General features: G+C 72.1%; 20 protein-coding genes and 1 tRNA gene. 14 read left to right on the top strand and 7 right to left on the bottom strand.

Translation table 11 applies throughout. The features are described 5' to 3' along the window. Positions 1-671: MFS transporter (locus tag B0E54_RS25330; RefSeq protein WP_234588562.1), on the bottom strand; the 671-nt coding region annotated here is incomplete at its 3' end. A gap of 50 nt (positions 672-721) precedes the next feature. Between B0E54_RS25330 and B0E54_RS25325 the strand changes: the two genes are divergently transcribed. The 4 genes from B0E54_RS25325 (at position 722) to B0E54_RS25310 (ending at position 2732) form a co-directional block, all read left to right on the top strand. Beyond that, positions 722-1438 carry a FadR/GntR family transcriptional regulator gene (locus tag B0E54_RS25325; protein WP_234588561.1) on the top strand — a complete coding sequence of 239 codons (717 nt, stop codon included), beginning with the start codon at positions 722-724 and terminating at the stop codon, positions 1436-1438. Between the two features lie 39 nt (positions 1439-1477). After that, a complete protein-coding gene (gene mscL, locus B0E54_RS25320) occupies positions 1478-1951 on the top strand; it encodes a large conductance mechanosensitive channel protein MscL (RefSeq protein WP_234588566.1) in 474 nt (157 codons plus the stop codon). A gap of 81 nt (positions 1952-2032) precedes the next feature. Beyond that, positions 2033-2284, top strand: a complete 252-nt coding sequence (locus B0E54_RS25315) for a hypothetical protein (RefSeq protein ID WP_234588560.1) — start codon at positions 2033-2035, stop codon at positions 2282-2284. A 79-nt stretch (positions 2285-2363) separates the two neighbouring features. Beyond that, on the top strand, positions 2364-2732 hold the full coding sequence (locus B0E54_RS25310; RefSeq protein WP_234588559.1) for a hypothetical protein: 369 nt from the start codon (positions 2364-2366) through the stop codon (positions 2730-2732). A 41-nt stretch (positions 2733-2773) separates the two neighbouring features. On the opposite strand, the gene B0E54_RS25305 is transcribed toward B0E54_RS25310, so the two are convergent. Next, positions 2774-4201 carry a benzoate/H(+) symporter BenE family transporter gene (locus tag B0E54_RS25305; RefSeq protein WP_308195396.1) on the bottom strand — a complete coding sequence of 476 codons (1428 nt, stop codon included), beginning with the start codon at positions 4199-4201 and terminating at the stop codon, positions 2774-2776. On the opposite strand from B0E54_RS25305, the gene B0E54_RS25300 reads away from it, so the two are divergent. Then, complete coding sequence (locus B0E54_RS25300; RefSeq protein ID WP_308195395.1) at positions 4101-4622, top strand: XRE family transcriptional regulator; 522 nt, start codon at positions 4101-4103, stop codon at positions 4620-4622. The genes B0E54_RS25305 and B0E54_RS25300 overlap by 101 nt on opposite strands. A 7-nt stretch (positions 4623-4629) precedes the next feature. Here B0E54_RS25300 and B0E54_RS25295 read toward each other — a convergent pair whose 3' ends face one another. Further along, positions 4630-5685 carry a helix-turn-helix domain-containing protein gene (locus B0E54_RS25295; protein WP_234588556.1) on the bottom strand — a complete coding sequence of 352 codons (1056 nt, stop codon included), beginning with the start codon at positions 5683-5685 and terminating at the stop codon, positions 4630-4632. A 62-nt stretch (positions 5686-5747) separates the two neighbouring features. On the opposite strand from B0E54_RS25295, the gene B0E54_RS25290 reads away from it, so the two are divergent. From B0E54_RS25290 to B0E54_RS25260, 7 genes are all read left to right on the top strand, one after another. Next, positions 5748-6467, top strand: a complete 720-nt coding sequence (locus B0E54_RS25290; RefSeq protein WP_234588555.1) for a PP2C family serine/threonine-protein phosphatase — start codon at positions 5748-5750, stop codon at positions 6465-6467. A 101-nt stretch (positions 6468-6568) separates the two neighbouring features. Beyond that, positions 6569-6907: a PadR family transcriptional regulator gene (locus tag B0E54_RS25285; protein ID WP_234588553.1), complete on the top strand. Its 339-nt coding sequence runs from the start codon at positions 6569-6571 to the stop codon at positions 6905-6907. Then, positions 6904-7749: an ATP-binding cassette domain-containing protein gene (locus B0E54_RS25280; protein WP_234588551.1), complete on the top strand. Its 846-nt coding sequence runs from the start codon at positions 6904-6906 to the stop codon at positions 7747-7749. Before B0E54_RS25285 ends, B0E54_RS25280 begins: the two co-directional genes overlap by 4 nt. Next, a complete protein-coding gene (locus B0E54_RS25275; protein WP_234588550.1) occupies positions 7746-8438 on the top strand; it encodes a hypothetical protein in 693 nt (230 codons plus the stop codon). The genes B0E54_RS25280 and B0E54_RS25275 overlap by 4 nt, the downstream gene beginning before the upstream one ends. 90 nt (positions 8439-8528) lie before the next feature. Further along, complete coding sequence (gene eis / locus B0E54_RS25270; RefSeq protein WP_234588549.1) at positions 8529-9719, top strand: enhanced intracellular survival protein Eis; 1191 nt, start codon at positions 8529-8531, stop codon at positions 9717-9719. A 42-nt stretch (positions 9720-9761) separates the two neighbouring features. Further along, positions 9762-10511 carry a ZIP family metal transporter gene (locus B0E54_RS25265; protein ID WP_234588548.1) on the top strand — a complete coding sequence of 250 codons (750 nt, stop codon included), beginning with the start codon at positions 9762-9764 and terminating at the stop codon, positions 10509-10511. A gap of 104 nt (positions 10512-10615) precedes the next feature. Then, positions 10616-11812 carry a hypothetical protein gene (locus tag B0E54_RS25260; RefSeq protein ID WP_234588564.1) on the top strand — a complete coding sequence of 399 codons (1197 nt, stop codon included), beginning with the start codon at positions 10616-10618 and terminating at the stop codon, positions 11810-11812. Between the two features lie 140 nt (positions 11813-11952). Here the strand turns inward: B0E54_RS25260 and B0E54_RS25255 are convergent, their stop codons facing one another. Then, positions 11953-13035: an NAD-dependent epimerase/dehydratase family protein gene (locus B0E54_RS25255; RefSeq protein ID WP_234588563.1), complete on the bottom strand. Its 1083-nt coding sequence runs from the start codon at positions 13033-13035 to the stop codon at positions 11953-11955. 129 nt (positions 13036-13164) lie between these two features. Beyond that, positions 13165-13467, bottom strand: coding sequence for a hypothetical protein (locus B0E54_RS25250; RefSeq protein WP_234588547.1), 303 nt, complete (start codon positions 13465-13467; stop codon positions 13165-13167). Positions 13468-13675: 208 nt separating this feature from the next. Between B0E54_RS25250 and B0E54_RS25245 the strand changes: the two genes are divergently transcribed. Then, a tRNA-Lys gene (locus tag B0E54_RS25245) sits at positions 13676-13747 on the top strand. A 503-nt stretch (positions 13748-14250) separates the two neighbouring features. Here B0E54_RS25245 and B0E54_RS25240 read toward each other — a convergent pair. Then, positions 14251-14778, bottom strand: a complete 528-nt coding sequence (locus B0E54_RS25240) for a hypothetical protein (RefSeq protein WP_234588546.1) — start codon at positions 14776-14778, stop codon at positions 14251-14253. 250 nt (positions 14779-15028) lie between these two features. Here B0E54_RS25240 and B0E54_RS25235 point away from each other — a divergent pair, with 250 nt between their 5' ends. After that, the gene (locus B0E54_RS25235) at positions 15029-15511 is read left to right on the top strand and encodes a hypothetical protein (protein ID WP_234588545.1); all 483 of its coding nucleotides are present in this window, start codon (positions 15029-15031) and stop codon (positions 15509-15511) included. Positions 15512-15900: 389 nt separating this feature from the next. Here the strand turns inward: B0E54_RS25235 and B0E54_RS25230 are convergent, their stop codons facing one another. Beyond that, a complete protein-coding gene (locus B0E54_RS25230) occupies positions 15901-16506 on the bottom strand; it encodes a TetR/AcrR family transcriptional regulator (protein ID WP_234588543.1) in 606 nt (201 codons plus the stop codon). Positions 16507-16540: the final 34 nt, after the last annotated feature.

The raw sequence follows: 16540 nt of genomic DNA, 5'->3' as shown, positions 1-16540 counted from the left end.
GTCGCGCGCCGCGCGCCCGCCCGGGTCCGCAGCGCCAGCGGCACCCACGGGAGTACGGCCACCGCGGCCAGCACGGCCCAGACGCCCAGCCCGGCCCGCCAGGAGCCGAAGGCGTGCGCGATCGGCACCGCGCTGGCCGCGGCCACCGTCGTGCCCAGGGTCAACGCCATCGTGTACGCCCCGGTGACGAGGCCGGTCCGGTGGCCGAAGTGCTGCTTGACGAGCATCGGCAGCAGGATGTTGGCGACCGCGATGCCGGCCAGGGCCAGCGCGCTGGTGAACACGAAGATCCAGGCCGAGTCGGTGGCCGCCCGGAGCACCTGACCGGCGGCCAGGACGATCATGGCGACCACCAGCACCCGGGCCGGCGCGACCCGGCGGACCAGCCACGGGGTGAGCGCGCCGAGGCCGGCGAACGCGATGGTCGGCAGGGTGGTGACCAGACCGGCCATGGTGCCGGAGAGCCCCAGCCCGTCGCGGATCTCGTCGAGCAGGGCGCCGAGGCTGGTGACCGCGGTGCGCAGGTTGAGCGCGACCAGCAGCATCCCGACCAGCACGAGCGCGCCACCGGTCGCCGGGTGCGTCCGCCGGCCCGCGGAGTCGCGCGTCGGGCGGGTGTCGACGGCGGCGGGAGCGGGCGGGGCCGGAGCGGCGATGGGTGGCGGGGTCATGACCTCTAACCTACAATCATGGGATGAATTTAGGGCCGGTGATGTAACCAGTGCCACCGTCGGTCGATTCCCCCTCCGCGCCGTCGGCGCCGCCTCGCGACCAGCCCGCCGTGCCGCCCCGCGGGCACCGCGTGCGGCAGACCATCGAGCAGCTCCGGGCCCGGATCCTGGGCGGCGAGTGGCCGATCGGCGGGCGCATCCCCACCGAGCCGCAACTGGTCGCCACGCTGGGCGTCGGGCGCAACACGGTCCGCGAGGCGGTCCGCGCCCTCGTGCACGCCGGGGTGCTGGAGTGCCGGCAGGGCTCCGGCACGTACGTGGTGTCCACCGACGAGCTGGCGCCGGTGGTGGCCCGCCGACTGGGCGACGACCGGATGACCGAGGTCATCGAGGTCCGGCGCGCGTTCGAGGTGGAGGCCGCCCGGCTCGCCGCGTTGCGGCGTACACCGGAGGACCTGGTGGCCCTCGACGGCGCGCTCGCCGAGCGCGAGGCGGCCTGGCGCGGCGGCCGGGTCGACGCGTTCGTCGAGGCCGACGCGGCCCTGCACGTCGCGGTGGTCGCCGCCGCGCACAACACCATGCTCGCCGAGCTGTACGCCTCGGTCGGCACCGCCCTGCGCAGCACCGTCGCCCAGGCGATGGGCGGCGCGCTCACGCCCGAGCGCTACGTCGACCACACCCGGCTGATCGAGGCGATCCGGGCCGGCGACGCGGGCCGGGCGGCGATCGAAGCCGGCGCTTTTCTGGAGCCCGCCGCCGGGGCATAGGTTGTGCCGGACGGAAAACCGGACACCTCGGGAGTACGGATGCTCAAGGGCTTCAAAGATTTCATCATGCGCGGCAACGTCGTCGACCTGGCGGTCGGTGTCGTCATCGGCGCCGCGTTCACCGGCGTGGTCACCCAGCTCACCAAGTCGTTCCTCGAACCGCTGATCCGGGTGATCGTGCTGCTCATCACCGGCAGCGACAAGGGTCTCGCCGGGACGGCACCCGAGTTCCGCGGCATCGCGTTCGACTGGATCGCCTTCGTCAACGCGGTGATCACCTTCCTGCTCACCGCCGCTGCGCTCTACTTCCTGGTCGTCTACCCGATGAACCGGCTGGCCGAGCGGCGCAAGCGGGGCGAGGAGCCGCCGCCCTCCGCGCCCAGCGAGGAGGTCAAGCTGCTCACCGAGATCCGGGACGCGCTCGTCTCCGCCGGCCACACCACCCCCGGCCAGCAGCGCGGGGCGCTGGACGACGTGCTGGGCCGCCGCACCGAACCGCCGGCGCCGCGCTGACCCGAACGGATGCACATCGGCCCCTGCGGGAATCCCGCAGGGGCCGCGCCTTCTCGTACGTGTGTTCGATAGAGTCCGGCCATGGAGCAGCGAAAGCACTGGTGGAACGGGAAATGGGGGCGGCTGGCCCGGCGGGACGTCTTCCTGCGGGTGGACGCCGACCGCTGGCACGTCGAGCAGCGGGCCGGCGGCGCCGAGGGCATTTCCCGGTTCTACGAGTACGGCAGCGCCGACGAGGCCGAGGAGACGGTCCGGGCGCTGCTCGACGGCTCGGACGCCTGGCGGGAACTGTCCCCGCGCCCACCGGGCGGCTGGACGCTCCCGAACAGCTGAGCGGGCGGGCGGGTGGGCTGAGCCTCCGGCGGGGCGGCGACGGCGTTTAGCGGCGTTCCGCCCCGGGAACCGCTGAGGGATGGACCAGCAGGACGAGCAGCAGGCGACCATCTCGCGGATCACCACCGGGATGTCGGTGATCGACTCCGCCGGCACCGAGGTCGGCACCGTGGACCTCGTTCAGCGGGGCGACCCCAACGCGGTGACCGTGCAGACACCGACCGCGGACCCGGGCAGCAGCCTGGACGAGCTGATCGAGGCGACGGCTGTCGAGGAGCCGGACGTTCCGGCCGACCTGGCGGCGCGGCTGCTGCACACCGGCTACCTGAAGGTCTCCACCGACTCGCCGGTCGGTGCCGTCTACGTGCCGGCCGACCGGATCGCCGCCGTCGCCGAGGGCCGGGTACGCCTCTCGGTCGGCGTGGCCGACCTGCCGCCCGAGGAGTGACCCGGTCGCCCTGTCCCCTCGGGTTCCCGCAAACCGGGGCGTCATCGCAGCCCGGACACCCCGCCTTTCACGAACCCGAGTTGATCAGGGCGGGTCTCCGGGGCGGGCGGGACGGGCGCGGCTGGGCGGCGGTGGAAGAGCAGCAGCATCAGGCAGCCGGCGACCAGCCCCCAGAACGCGCCGCCCACGCCGATCAGCGTCACACCGGAGGCCGTCACCACGAAGGTGACGACTGCGGCCTCCCTGGTCGCCGGATCGGTCACCGCTGCGGCGAGCGCCGTGGCGAGCGCGCCCAGCAGGGCCAGACCGGCGACCGCCTCGATGAGGATCGGCGGCGCGACAGCGACCAGGGCCGTGGCCACGCCGGCGCCCAGCCCGAGCAGGGCCAGCCCGAGCCCGGCGGTGACCGAGGCGACCCATCGGCGCTCCGGCTCCGGATGGGCGTCGGGGCCGGCGGCCAGCGCGGCGGTGATCGCCGCGAGGTTCACCGCGTGCCCGCCGGCCGGGGCGGCGAGCAGGCTGGCCAGACCCGTGGCCCGCAGCGCCGCCCCGAACGGCGGCCGGTAGCCGTAGCCGACCAGCACCGCCATGCCGGGCACGTTCTGCGCCGCCATCGTGACCAGAAACAGCGGGAGGGCGAGCCCGACCAGAGCGGACGCGTTCCAGGCGGGCGCGGTCAGGGCGAGCGACGGGGTCAGCGTGGCGCCGCTCAGTCCGGCCGGGGGCGCGGTCAGCGCGATCGCCACCACGGCCACCAGCAGCGCGCCCGGCACGGCCCAGCGGCGGGCGAACCGGTGCAGCAGCAGCCAGCCGAGCACCACCGGGCCGGCCACCCGGGGCAGCTCGACGAGCGCGCGGACCGGGGCGGTGCACAGGGGCAGCAGCACTCCGGCGAGCATCGCGCCGGCCACCGGCTTGGGGATCGCGGCCACCGCCCGGCCCAGCGGTGGGAAGAGCCCGGCCGCGACGATCAGCGCTCCGGAGACGAGGAAGGCGCCCACCGCGACCGGCCAACCGCCCGTCGGCGGCCCGGTCGCCACCAACAGCGCCGCGCCTGGCGTCGACCAGGCCACGCTCATCGGGATCCGGTGCCGCCAGCCCAGCCAGGCGGCGGCGAGCCCGCACGCCACGCAGAGAGCGAGCAGGCCGGAGGCCGCCTGCGCGTCCGACGCGCCCGCCGCGCGGAGCCCGGCCAGCACGACTGTGAACGAGCTGGCGAAGCCGACCAGCGCGGTCACGACGCCGGCCAGCACCGGTTGCGCCCGTCCCGCCATCCTGACCCCCCAAGTGTTCCGTTTACGGAACGACAGTGTGTAGCACGATAGCCGGGTGCCGCAGCCACCACCAGCCCGCCGTCCGGGCCTCGACGTGGATCCCGCAGTCGTCGGCCGGCGCGTCCGTGCCCTGCGCGAGGAGCGGGGGATCTCGCTGTCCACACTGGCGCGGCTCGCCGGCGTCGGAAAGGCCACCCTCTCCGGCCTGGAGAACGGCACCCGCAACCCGACGCTGGAGACGCTCTGGGCGGTCACCGCGCAGCTCGGCGTGCCGTTCACCGCGCTGCTGGCCGAGCCGGCCGCCGAGCCCACCGTGCACGGCACCGCTGTCACCGCCACTTTGCTGGAGGTGTTCGACGACACCGACGCGACCTACGAGCTGTACCGGATGCGCGTCGCGCCCGGCATCGTGCAGATCTCCCCCGCCCATCAACCGGGCGTCACCGAACACATCACCGTGTTCGCCGGCGTACTGCGGGCCGGCCCGGCCGACGCGCCGCTGACCGCCCCGGCCGGCGGGCATCTGCGCTGGGTCTCCGACGTGCCGCACAGCTACGCGGCGGTGGGCGACGACGAGGTCGCCGCGAGCCTGCTGCTGCGCTACCCGCGCCGCTGAACCCGACTCAGTCCACCGGCGCCGGCACCGGCAGCCGGTGCCGGACCGCCCAGAGCGCCACCTCGGTACGCGACACCGAGCCGGTCTTGCGCAGCAGGTTCGACACGTGCACGGTGACCGTACGCACCGAGATGCCCAGCGCCTTCGCCACCTGCTTGTTGGACATCCCGGCGACCAGGCAGCCCAGCACCTCGACCTCGCGGGCGGTCAACTCCGGGTCGAGCGGCACGTCCACGACCGGATCGGCCGCGGCCGCCGGAGCGCGCGGCGCGGTCGGCTGACGCGGGCCGGGCAGCCGCCGCAGCAACGCCTCCGGCCCCTCCGACGCGTGCGCGGCCAGCAGTTCGGTAAGCGCGTACGGGTTGCCGCCGGTGCACCGCCAGAGGGAGGTGACCAGCCGACCGGACGGGTTGCTGCCCGCGTACACCTGGGTCAGCACCTCGGCGACCTCGGCCGGGCGCAGCGGGCCCAGATGTTGGCGGACGGCGCCGCGCACGCCGCTGAGGCGGGCCAGCGCGCGGCGGGTGAGGTCCGGCGCCACCGCGTCGGCAGGCGGGCGGCTGGCCACCACGAGCAGGGCGGGCAGGGCGGCGACTGTGGCCAGCTCCCCGACCAGGTTCACGCTGGCCGGGTCGAGCGCGTGCAGATCATCCACGACCAGCACGGCCGGGCCGGCGCCGACCAGCAACTGGACGGTCCGCACGGCGAGGCGCAGCAGGGTGCCCGGCGCGTACCGCTCGCGGGGTGCGGTGGGCTGCTGAGCCAACCAGGCCAGCGCGTCCGACGGCAGGCCGAGCCGGCTGGTGTCCCGACCGGTGAGCACCGCCGCCAGCCAGTCGTACGGCGCCGGGCCGTGCACCCTGGCGGCACCGGAGAGAATCAGCGCGGGCCGCGGCGCGAAGGCGTCCACGGCGGCCGCCACCAGCAGACTCTTGCCCACTCCCGCCGCTCCGGTGAGCACCGCGACGGCGGGCGCCGAGCGGCGTACGGCCGCCACGGCGGACCATGCCCGGTCGAGCTCGGCGAGCTCACCAGCGCGTCCGACCATGGACACCGGCATCATTTCTCAACCCTACGCAGTAGTGCGTAGAGACGAAGGCAGGGTGTTCTTGGCAAGCTGACACCATGACGCTGATCCTCCGCTCGGTCATCCTCAACGACATCGGCCTGGTCCGCACCAACAACGAGGACTCCGCCCTCGCCGGTGACCGCCTGATCGCCGTCGCCGACGGCATGGGCGGACTGCCCGCGGGCGAGGTGGCGAGCGAGATCGTGATCCGGATCCTGGACGAGCTGGCCCCGCCCACCGACCCGGACGAGGCCGCCGACGCCCTCCGTGCCGTGGTCAGCACCGCCAACCAGCGCATCCACGCCGCGATCACCGTCGACCCGGCCCGCGAGGGGATGGGCACCACGCTCACCGCCGCGCTGCTGGCCACCGAGACGCTGGTGCTGGCCCAGGTCGGCGACTCCCGCTGCTACCTGCTGCGCGACGGGGAGCTGACCCAGCTCACCCGGGACGACACGTTCGTGCAGGCGCTCGTCGACCAGGGCACGCTCTCCCCCGAGCAGGCCCGGCACCACCCGCAGCGGTCCCTGGTGACCCGGGCCGTGCAGGGCGCCGACACCCCGCCGGCCGTCGGCGTGCTCACTGTGGTCCCCGGCGACCGGCTGCTGCTGTGCAGCGACGGGCTCTCCGACTACGTCGAGGACGAGGCCATCGCGACGACGCTGGGCATGTACGCCGACCGCCAGCAGTGCGGCGAGCAGTTGGTGAAGCTCGCCCACCACGCCGGCGCCCCGGACAACGTCACAGTCGTCGTCTCCGACGTCACGACCCGCTGACCCACGCGAGCTGCCCGGCGGGCCCCCGGACCGGCCGCGCGGATTCCGCCGGAGCTACTAGGTAGTTGTGCCATCTAGCTGACACCGCTAGTGTCCGGCCTGTGGAATCGGACCGGCGCGGGCAGTGGCTGCGGGGGGTGCTCGACATCTGCGTACTGGCCCTGCTGGCCGAACGCGAGTCCTACGGCTACCAGCTCGCCCAGGCGCTCGACGCGGCGGGCGTCGGGCCGATCCAGGGCGGCACGCTCTATCCCGTTCTGCTGCGCCTGCAGAAGACCGGCCTGGTGACGGCCCAGTGGCGGGAAGGCACCGCCGGGCCGGCCCGCAAGTACTACCGGCTCACCGACGACGGGCACACCGCGCTGCGCCAGGGCGGTGCCGCCTGGCTCACCTTCGTCCGGCCGGTGAACGACATCGTCACGAAGGGGGTCGCCCGGTGAACTCCGACGACTGGCTACGCGCGCTCACGGCGGAACTGCACCAGCGCCGGGTCGCGGCCGACGCCGCCCGGCACGTGGTCGCCGAGGCCGCCACACACCTGCGTGAGGGGGGCGGGAACCCCTGGGTCGTCTTCGGCCCGCCCCAGGACTACGCGAACGCGATCGTCGAGAGCATCGGCACCGCCCCCGGGCCACGGCCCGGGCCGGTGCGGCTGCACGCGAGGGGCATCACCAAGCGGTACGGCCGGCAGACCGTGCTGCGCGACGCGACACTTACCGTCCGGGCCGGACAGATCGCCGCCGTCGTCGGCGCGAACGGCTGCGGCAAGAGCACCTTCCTGCGGATCTGCGCCGGGCTGATCTCACCCGACAGCGGCGAGGTGACGGTCTCCGGGCAGCTCGGCTACTGCCCCCAGTCCGGTGGCACCGCCGACTTCCTGCTGCCCGACGAGCACTTCGTCCTGGTCGGCGCCGGCCAGGGCGTCGCCAGAGGGCCGGCCCGCCGCGCCGGCCGGGCAGCGGCCCGACAGCTGGGCTGGGAGGCGGGCGGCGCCGTGCAGGCCCGACATCTCTCCGGCGGTACCCGTCAGAAGCTCAACCTGACGATGTCCGCGCTCAGCAACCCGGACGTGCTGCTGCTAGACGAGCCGTACCAGGGCTTCGACCAGGGCACCTACGTCAACTTCTGGGACCAGCTCCGCGCGCTGCGCGACGCGGGCACGGCGATCGTCGTGGTGACGCACCTGCTCAACCAACTCGACCGGGTGGACACCGTGCTCGACCTGACCCCGGCGCAACAGTCCGGGTGGCGCACGCCCGGCGTCCAGGGAGGCCACCCGTGAACCGGCTCGTCACAGTCGCCGAGATGACCCTGCGGGAACTGCTGCGGCGTCGGGGCGTACTCCTGCTGTTGTTGCTGATGCCGTTGACCTTCTACCTGATCCGGCGGGACGCCTACCTCGGGCAGTCCGTCCGCTCGCTGCTGCTCGGCGTGGGCTGGGCGGTGAGCACCGCCGCGCTGTTCGCCACCACCGCCGCGCGGGAGCTGGAGCCGAGGCTGCGGTTGGCCGGCTATCGGCCGCATCACCTCTATCTGGGTCGGATGCTCGGCCTGTGGACGGTCGGCCTGGTCATCTCCGTACCGTTCTTCCTGCTCCCCATGCTCGACGGCGCGGATCTGCGGTACGGCGGGCTGGCCGCGGCGCTGCTCTGCTCCGTCGGGGTGGCCGCGCCGTTCGGGATGCTGATCGGCGCGCTGTTGCCCCGCGAACTTGAGGGAACGCTCCTGCTGCTCACCGTGGTGACGGTGCAGATGCTGATCAACCCGGCCGGATCGGGGGCGAAGCTGACGCCGTTCTGGTCGAGCCGGGAGATCGCCACCTGGTCGGTGGACCACACCGACGGCGGTTACCTCGCCCGGGGAGTGCTGCACGGCATCGCCGTCACCGCTCTGCTCGCCCTCGGTGTGGCCTCCGTGGCCACCGTCCGGCTGCGCCGCCGTCGACACCTGCGGCACCTGCCGGTCGGCTGAGGGGCGTCGGCACAGCGGGTCGGGCCGCGGTCGCCCACGGATCGGGCCAATCCGGTTGCTGTCACCCGGCCGGCGGGTTGAGATAGGCGGATGACCATCCGACGGGTGACCGCCGACGAACGTCTCACGACGAGTTTTCCGCTGGCCGCGTACGCCTTCGAGGCATCGCCGCTCAGTGCCGCCCGGGTGGAGGAGTTCCGCGACTACCTGCCCTACAACCAGGGCAACCGGACGCTGATCGTGGAGGAGGACGGCACCACGCTGGCGGCCGTCTCGGCCATTCCGATGCGGCAGAACCTGCGCGGGGTGGTGCTGCCGATGGCCGGTGTCGCCGGGGTGGCCACCCATCCGCTGGCCCGCCGGCAGGGGCACGTCCGCAAGCTGCTGCACCAGCTCCTCGACGAGATGCGCGACGAGGGGCACGTGCTCAGCGCGCTCTACCCGTTCCGGCCCAGCTTCTACGCCCGGTTCGGCTACGTCGGGCTGCCCAAGCCGCGTACCGTCACCTTCTCCCCGGCCGACCTGGGCTCACTCCTCCGCGCCGAGCTGCCCGGCGAGGTGGGCTGGGAGCGGATCGCCGCCGGTTATCCAACGTGGCGGGCGTTCACCGAGCGCTGCCTGCAGACCCGGCACGGCTTCTCGATGTTCCCCGACCACCGGGCGGCCGGCCTGCGGGACCGGGACGAGCACTGGCTGCTCACCGCCCGGGTGGACGGCGAGGTCACGGGCGCGGTCACGTACCGGATCGACGAGCACGGCGGCACGCTGCACGGCAACGAACTGCTCGCCAGCGACCCCCTCGCCCGTACGCTGCTGTTGCAATTCTTCGCCCGGCACGTCGACCAGGTCGAGCGCGTCACCGTCCAGGTCCCGCCGGACGAGCTGCCCGAGCTGTGGCTGACCGATCTGGACGTGCACGTCGAGGCGCGGGTGGGCCGACCGGGCTCGTCCGCCCCGATGGCCCGGCTGCTGTCGCTGGACGCGTTGCACGGGCTGCCCGTCGGCCCGGGCCGGGTCCGGATCGAACTGACCGGGGACCGGTGGCTGACCGGCACCCACCTGCTCGACGGTACGACGGGCGCGTTGGAACTGGTCGCCGACGACGACGGCCGCACGCCGACGGCCACGCTGACCGCGGCCGGGCTGTCCGCCCTGGCGTACGGGGTGCTGGACCCGGCCGAGCTGCCGCTGCGAGGGCTGGGCGACGTACCTGCGGACGCCGCCACCGAGCTGCGCGACATCTTCGGACGCCGGGTGCCGTACCTCTTCGCCGACTTCTGAGCGCGGTTTGCCGACCTCGCTCCGGCGGGTACGGTCCCCGGAATGCCGGAGTGGTTGCAGGCGGGTGGTTGGGGATTGCTGGCCGGGTCGGCTCTGCTGATCGGGGCGGCGGTCGGCTTCTTCGCCCGGGTGCCGCAGCGGATCACCGCGTCGATCATGGCGTTCGGCGCGGGGGTGCTGATCTCCGCCGTCTCGTACGAGCTGATCGACGTGGCCCACGAGCAGGGCGGGATGCTGCCCACCGTGCTCGGCGCGGCGGGTGGCGCGACCGCCTACACCCTGGCCAACGTGGGTCTCGCCCGACACGGCGCACGGCACCGCAAGCGCTCGGGTGACCAGCAGCCGTCCGAGGGCGAGCAGCCCGGCTCGGGGTCGGCGATCGCGGTCGGGGCGCTGCTGGACGGCGTACCGGAATCGGTGGTGATCGGCGCCAGCCTGCTCGCCGGCGGCACGGTCAGCCTGGTCACCGTGGCGGCGGTGTTCCTCAGCAACGTCCCGGAGGGGCTGTCCAGCGCGGCAGGCATGCGTCAGGCGGGCCGCACCCGGCGGTACGTCTTCCTGCTGTGGACGGGGATCGCGCTGATCAGCGGTGTGGCGGCGCTGGTCGGCAACACCCTGCTGGGCGGCGCACCGCCGGAGGTGCTGGCCGCCATCACCGCCCTGGCCGCCGGCGCGATCCTCGCCATGATCACCGACACCATGGTCCCGGAGGCGTTCGAGAACGCCCACCTGCTGGTCGGCCTCATCACGGTCGCCGGTTTCCTGACGGCCTTCGCGCTCTCCCACGCGTGAGCGCCCCGGTGGTCCCGATGCCCGGCGTGGCTTAGCGGGGCATTAAACCGGCCCGGCGGATTAGTGGTGACGCCGTCGCGGCTCCTAGCATCACCCGGGTGCGCATGACGTCGCTTGCCGCTCTGCTCGTCCTCGGTGTCGCCACCGCGACCCTGCCCGCCTGCGGATCCACCGATCCGGCTCCGGCCGGCGCGTCGGCCACCCCGCAGGCCACGCCGGACGTCCTCGCGACCGGCGACCAGGGTGTCGCACCGGCGGGCCGGGACGGTCTCGGCGGCCCCGGAGCCAGCGCGAGCCCGAAGCCGACCACCCCGGCCGCCAAGGCGCTCGCGGCCGGCAACCCGAACGGCCACGCCACGGTGCCGACCGAGGCGCGCGCGGCGGACACGTCGAAGCCGACCCGCACCATCGGCACCGGCACGCCGGCGAGCTGCACCTCGGCGGCCGTGGTGAAGGCCGTGGCCGCCGGGGGCGTCATCACGTTCAACTGTGGACCGGCCCCGGTGACGATCAAGATGGCCGCCACCGCGAAGGTCCGCAACGCCAACGGGCCGAGGATCGTGCTCGACGGCGGCGGCAGGGTGACGCTGAGCGGCCAGGGGCAGCGCCGCATCCTCTACATGAACACCTGCGACGAGGCCCAGGGTTTCACCACCTCGCACTGCCAGAACCAGGACCACCCGCAGCTCACCGTGCAGAACCTGACCTTCGCCGACGGCAACTCCACAGGCGACCGGACCGAGGGCGGCGGAGGGGGCGCGATCTTCGTCCGCGGCGGGCGGTTCAAGGTGGTCAACTCGCGCTTCGTCCACAACCGCTGCGACCGTACCGGCCCGGACCTGGGGGGCGCGGCAGTCCGGGTGCTGAGCCAGTACGAGAACAAGCCGGTGTACGTCGTGAGCAGCACCTTCGACGGCGGTTCCTGCTCGAACGGAGGGGCGCTGAGCAGCATCGGCGTGTCCTGGGTGGTGCTGAACAGCCTGCTCCGGAACAACGAGGCGATCGGCAGCGGCGCCAACCCGGCCAAGTCCGGCACGCCCGGCGGCGGCAGCGGCGGCGCGATCTACTGCGACGGCAACGAGTTCACCGTACGGATCGCCGGCACCGTCATCGAGAACAACAAGGCCAACGAGGGCGGCGGCGCGATCTTCTTCGTGAGCAACAACCGCACCGGCACCATGAAGATCGAGAACTCCCCGTTGCGCCGCAATCCCAGCGGCAAGTTCGAGACCCCCGGCTACCGCGGCATCTTCTTCCTGGGCGCCCGCAACCCCGAGGTGATCGGCCCCAAGCCCGCCTGACCCCCGGCCCCTGGCCCCCCTGCCGCCCACCGCCCGCCCGCCTGCCGGCTGCCGCCTGCCGCCCGGCGCCTGCTGCGGGTGATCAAGAGGTTTGGGTCATCCCGGGCGGGTTTTCTGACGCGAAGCTCTTGATCACCGCGTCAGTAGGGGTTCTTTTCGCCTGGCGGGTGGGCGTGCAGGAGGCCGGCGGGGCGGCCGGGCAGGGTCCGCGCCGCGGAGAGCGGCGGGCTCGCCGTGTGGTCGCCACCGGCCATGCCGGCGACCAGCTCCTTGAGCGCGGTCAGCGCATCGATCTTGGGTACCCACCCCAGCTCCGTCTCGGCCCGCTCGCTGGACATCAGCGGCGCGTTCAGGCCCAACTCGACCCAGCCCGCGTCCACCGGCTGCAACCGGGCCCGCCAGGTCAGCGCCGCCGCCACCCGCAGCACCGGAGCGGCGACCGGCACCGTCCAGCCGTGGAAGTGCCGAGCCACCAGCTCCGGGGTCAGCACCGGGTCCGCAGCGACGTTGAACGCGCCGCGGGCATCACCCAGAACAGCCCTGGCGTACGCGTCAGCCACATCGTCGGCGTGGACCGCCTGCATCCGCAGCCGTCGATTCGTCGGTACGAGGGGGATCCGGCCGAAGCGCAGCAGTCGTACCGGCGCCAAGGGGCCGAGAAAATAGCGGGTGATCTCCGTACCGGCGTCCCGCTGGAAGATCAGACCGGGCCGCAGGCGAACCACCCGCAGCGTCGGGTGCTCCCGCTCCAGCCCGTCCAGCAGCGCCTCGACCTCGGCCTTGTGCTCGCTGTACGACGAGCCGGAGACCCCGGTCGCCGGCCACCGCTCGCTGATCGGGTGGTCCTTCGGGCCGGGCGCATATGTGCCGACCGACGAGGCGTACACCAGGGCGGGCACCCCGGCCCGCGCCACCGCCTCGAACACCGCCCGGCTGCCGTCGACGTTCGTCCGGCGCAGCACCCGCTGGTCGTGACTGGGCTGGATCTGCCAGGCCAGGTGCACCACCGCGTCCGCTCCCGCGAACACCTCGGCGAGCTGGCCCGCCGCGCCCGGCGCACCGATGTCGCAGGAGTGCCACTCCACCTGCTCGTACGGCGTGCCGGCATGCGGGCCGGGCAACCGCCGGACCACCCCGGCCAGCTCCACGCCGCGCTCCCGGCGCAGCCGCCGCAGCACCGCCGTGCCGACGTTGCCACTCGCCCCCACCACCACGATCCGCATGTCCGACCCCGTACCCGTCCAGCAGCCGGTCAACCGCAGTCGCGCGCCGCGTCCTTGATCCACTCGACTTCCTGCATCCCGGGGTATCGGCGGGGCCGGGACAGCCCGACTTCCCTGAACCAGAGTCGATCAAGGGCGCGGCGAGTCGCGGACCCAGCCGTGCTTCTCCTTGCCACGGCGACCGAGGGTGGCCGCCAGGCAACGCGGGCAGATCCAGCCCACCGCGTCCGCCTCGGTGAGCACGTCGCTGCCCAGGTAGTCGAAGCGCACGTGCGGAAAGCGGCGCAGCCGGGTCCGACTGAGCGCCAGCCCGCAGACGGTCTGGTTCTGGCCGGGCAGCCACGCGTGCACCTCCCCGCCCGGCTGACGTACGCCGTCCGGCCCGATCTCCTCCCCGGAAGCCGCCACCGCCGGACTGCCGCTCGCACTCATGCCCGTACCCGTTCCCCAGCCGTCCCCCGCCATGCATGACGGCGTGCGACCGGCGTGATCCACTCCACCTCCCCGACCTGGCGGTATCCGGCGCCCCGGACACCGCCACCTCGCCGACCTGGTGTTGATCACGTGGGCTCACCAGGCATCGACGGCCGGCTGGAAGCCGAGAGTCGGCGATGCTGACTGTCAGGTAACCTGAGCGCGCGGGCCGCTAGCTCAATGGCAGAGCTGTGGACTTTTAATCCATAGGTTCAGGGTTCGAGTCCCTGGCGGCCCACTCTTCCGCAGGTCAGCGGCCCTTCGAAGGGCCGCTGTTGCCATGATCCAGGCCGGTACAGCAGCGAAGTACAGCAGTAGCCCCGGTCGCTGGTCGGGCCACCTCCTGAGTCCAAGCACTCGGCTACAAGGGCCGGTGATGACGGACCGACCACTCGTGCGCAACTCACGGCTACTCGGCCTGTTCGCCGAGATCGTTCAAGGCCCGGAGGGGACCCAGCGAGCCGTGGAGGCCGCCGGGCGAGGCATCGCTGCCGAGGCCGCTGCACACTCGTCGTACTCACCGACAAGTTGACCATCCTGAGCGCGCTTGCATCCGCCGATCGACTCATGGAGCCAGGTGCGATCGAGGACGGTCTGCATGAGCTGTGGTCGCGTCGCCGAGAACGCGGTCTTGACGACGAGGCTTTGAGGCGAGCGGCCATCGGGGCAGTGAGATGTCCAAGGGTGCACGGGGTGGCCAGGTACTCGAACAAGATTGCTCCTCCGGCACGCAGTGAGGCATCAGGTGATTCTTCGTAGCCGCCCACGAGTTGGTACCCACTGCATCTGTTCGACAGTGTTCGGGTCAGTGAACGCGAGGACAGACTCGTCAAGGCGGCGCCATACGAGCCGGCCTTCGAAGGTCTCCTCCGCTTCGCCGGCCACCAGCAGCAGATCGTGGCCTTCAACCTGAAGTCCGACTTCGGCGATAACGTCACCGTCCAGATCAATCGACACCTTCCGGACCAGCCCCGTGGGCAGCTCTGGCAGGTTACGACGTCGATAACCATGGCTAACGTCATCGACGTTCGACCCGGCACTCAAGTCAATCCTCAATCCGAACAGGTCGTCGTCCTGGTAAGTGGCGATGGTGACCGTCTCGCCGGAGTCGGTCCGTGCGTGCAGGGCCCACAGATGTAGGCAGGGCACGTCCTGGTCAGCGAACTCGGGTGCCGGCCCGTCGCCGCCCCGCACCGCCATCTCCACGCCACTCCAGGACCGGATGGTCTGATCCTTCAACGCCAAGAACTCGTTGATCTGCTTCCGCATCCATCCGCCGGCCACTGTTACAGCATCCCATCGGAACTGAGGAGTTTCATTGGCCCCCTCTCGCCCACCGTGACGGACTCACACCCGGACAGGCCGGCTGCCGGCCGTGTCGGGTCTCAGGACTTGCGTGACAGATCAGTCTCGGAACGTGGGCGACGCGTTCGGCTAGACGATCTCCTGTGCGCTCCGCCGTAGGTGCGATGATGCCCCCGCTCGTACCAGCTGTGGGTAGCGGGAGTGGAGGGCGGCAGTGAGATACGTCAGCGTTGAGCGGACCCGCAGTGGCGTGGCTCTGGATCCCAACGAATACCTGCGGCAGTTGCCGTCGCTTGCTGACTCGTTGCCCGAAGGAGCACGCAGGTTCGCCACTGACCCCGGCCACTATGACTTCTTTGGTCAGCGGTGCGTCAAGGACCTCAAGCCCGCGCGACTGACGTCCGGTGGAGCCGACGGAAGCGCGTGGCTTGAGCTGTACCTGCGGCACAACTGTTGGAAACACGAGGAAGACCTGACGATCCGGTACAGCGGCGTGCAGAGCCTGACGATTGAGCCGGCCGACCAAGGGCTGGACGTGGTCCAGCTCCAAGACGTGATGCTGGACGAAGTGCTGCCGCACGAACACGGGTGCCGACACGAAATTGTCTGTCTCTCCGGAAGGTTGATCGTGACGAGCCAGGACCTGGCGGCTACCTGGCAGCACGCCGACTGCCCGGAGCGTGAGCCGGATCAGTGAGCCGGCTCGGATCTCCTCCTGCCTTCACGGAGTTCCATCGGTCGCTGTTGCCACCTCAGCGAAGCATCACCCAGGTCCTGATACCGATCTGTCACGCAGGCCCCGAGCGGACAGCCGGCTGCCGGCCGGTCGTGGAAGGACTTTCTGTACGTCTATCAAGGCGGCCGGTGCGTGGCGGCCGTCGCACCGCCGCGCCGTAGGGCGAGGCACCGCCGGCCGTGGTGGGGATGCGGCGCGGAGGATGCGGGGCCGCCTCTCCGACCTCAAGGGTGCTTCGCATCGCTGCGCGACGGCCCTGCGAGCAAGCGGCCCGAACGAGGGCAGCCAAAGGCTGTGCGGGGGAGGGCAGCAGCCCGAGGTCGTAGACGTGGACAGACCCCGTCGGATGTCTACCGGCCGTAGCGGGCGACCATGGTGCGAACGGCGTCGTCCACCACCGCGCTCACGCGCTGCGGGGTGACGGTCCAGCCCGGGACCAGCAGGCTCGGCCAGAACACGTAGTTGGAGATCATCCCAAGGAACTGCGTGGCGGCCATCTGCGGATCCGCGATGTCGGCCGTCCCCGCGTCGCGCTCGGCCATGAGGTAGGTGCGCACCGTCTCGAAGTACGGCAGCTTGCCTTCTGCGAAGTGCGCCTTGGCCAGTTCGGGAAAGCGGGGCAGCTCGGCGATGACGATGCGGAACAAATCCGCCATCCCGGGCCGGCCCAACAGCGCGGCGTAATGGCGTCCGAGCGCGGTCAGGCCGGCTGCCAGGTCACCCACGGACGGCACTTCGGCGTCATCCTCGCCGGCCCAGGAGTCGACGACTATGGCGTCGAACAGCGCCGCCTTCGTCGGGAACTGCTTGAACAGCGTCGCCTTCGACACCCCGGCCTCCTCGGCGATGCGCGCCAGCGACGCCCGGTCGTAGCCCAGTTCGAGGAACAGCTGCGTGGCGGCCTGCACGATCAGCGCGCGCTTCTGCTGAGCCACCCGCTGGTGATAGGTCGTCATGCGGCCATCATAGCGAGGTGAGTGGGTTGACTCA

Origin of the sequence: Micromonospora sp. MH99 (genome assembly GCF_021442385.1) — a bacterium.
GTDB lineage: Bacteria > Actinomycetota > Actinomycetes > Mycobacteriales > Micromonosporaceae > Micromonospora.
Note: the sequence above shows the minus strand (reverse complement) of the source record. Positions and strands in the feature narration are given on the sequence as shown.

What these genes read in the sequence shown, in the direction of transcription:
- eis (WP_234588549.1), top strand. Translation starts at nt 8,529, where the DNA reads ATGACCATCCGACGGGTGACCGCCGACGAACGTCTCACGACGAGTTTT.
- B0E54_RS25255 (WP_234588563.1), bottom strand. Translation starts at nt 13,035, where the DNA reads ATGCGGATCGTGGTGGTGGGGGCGAGTGGCAACGTCGGCACGGCGGTG.
- mscL (WP_234588566.1), top strand. Translation starts at nt 1,478, where the DNA reads ATGCTCAAGGGCTTCAAAGATTTCATCATGCGCGGCAACGTCGTCGAC.
- B0E54_RS25315 (WP_234588560.1), top strand. Translation starts at nt 2,033, where the DNA reads ATGGAGCAGCGAAAGCACTGGTGGAACGGGAAATGGGGGCGGCTGGCC.
- B0E54_RS25240 (WP_234588546.1), bottom strand. Translation starts at nt 14,778, where the DNA reads ATGCGGAAGCAGATCAACGAGTTCTTGGCGTTGAAGGATCAGACCATC.
- B0E54_RS25290 (WP_234588555.1), top strand. Translation starts at nt 5,748, where the DNA reads ATGACGCTGATCCTCCGCTCGGTCATCCTCAACGACATCGGCCTGGTC.
- B0E54_RS25310 (WP_234588559.1), top strand. Translation starts at nt 2,364, where the DNA reads ATGGACCAGCAGGACGAGCAGCAGGCGACCATCTCGCGGATCACCACC.
- B0E54_RS25295 (WP_234588556.1), bottom strand. Translation starts at nt 5,685, where the DNA reads ATGATGCCGGTGTCCATGGTCGGACGCGCTGGTGAGCTCGCCGAGCTC.
- B0E54_RS25230 (WP_234588543.1), bottom strand. Translation starts at nt 16,506, where the DNA reads ATGACGACCTATCACCAGCGGGTGGCTCAGCAGAAGCGCGCGCTGATC.
- B0E54_RS25260 (WP_234588564.1), top strand. Translation starts at nt 10,616, where the DNA reads ATGACGTCGCTTGCCGCTCTGCTCGTCCTCGGTGTCGCCACCGCGACC.
- B0E54_RS25265 (WP_234588548.1), top strand. Translation starts at nt 9,762, where the DNA reads ATGCCGGAGTGGTTGCAGGCGGGTGGTTGGGGATTGCTGGCCGGGTCG.
- B0E54_RS25250 (WP_234588547.1), bottom strand. Translation starts at nt 13,467, where the DNA reads ATGAGTGCGAGCGGCAGTCCGGCGGTGGCGGCTTCCGGGGAGGAGATC.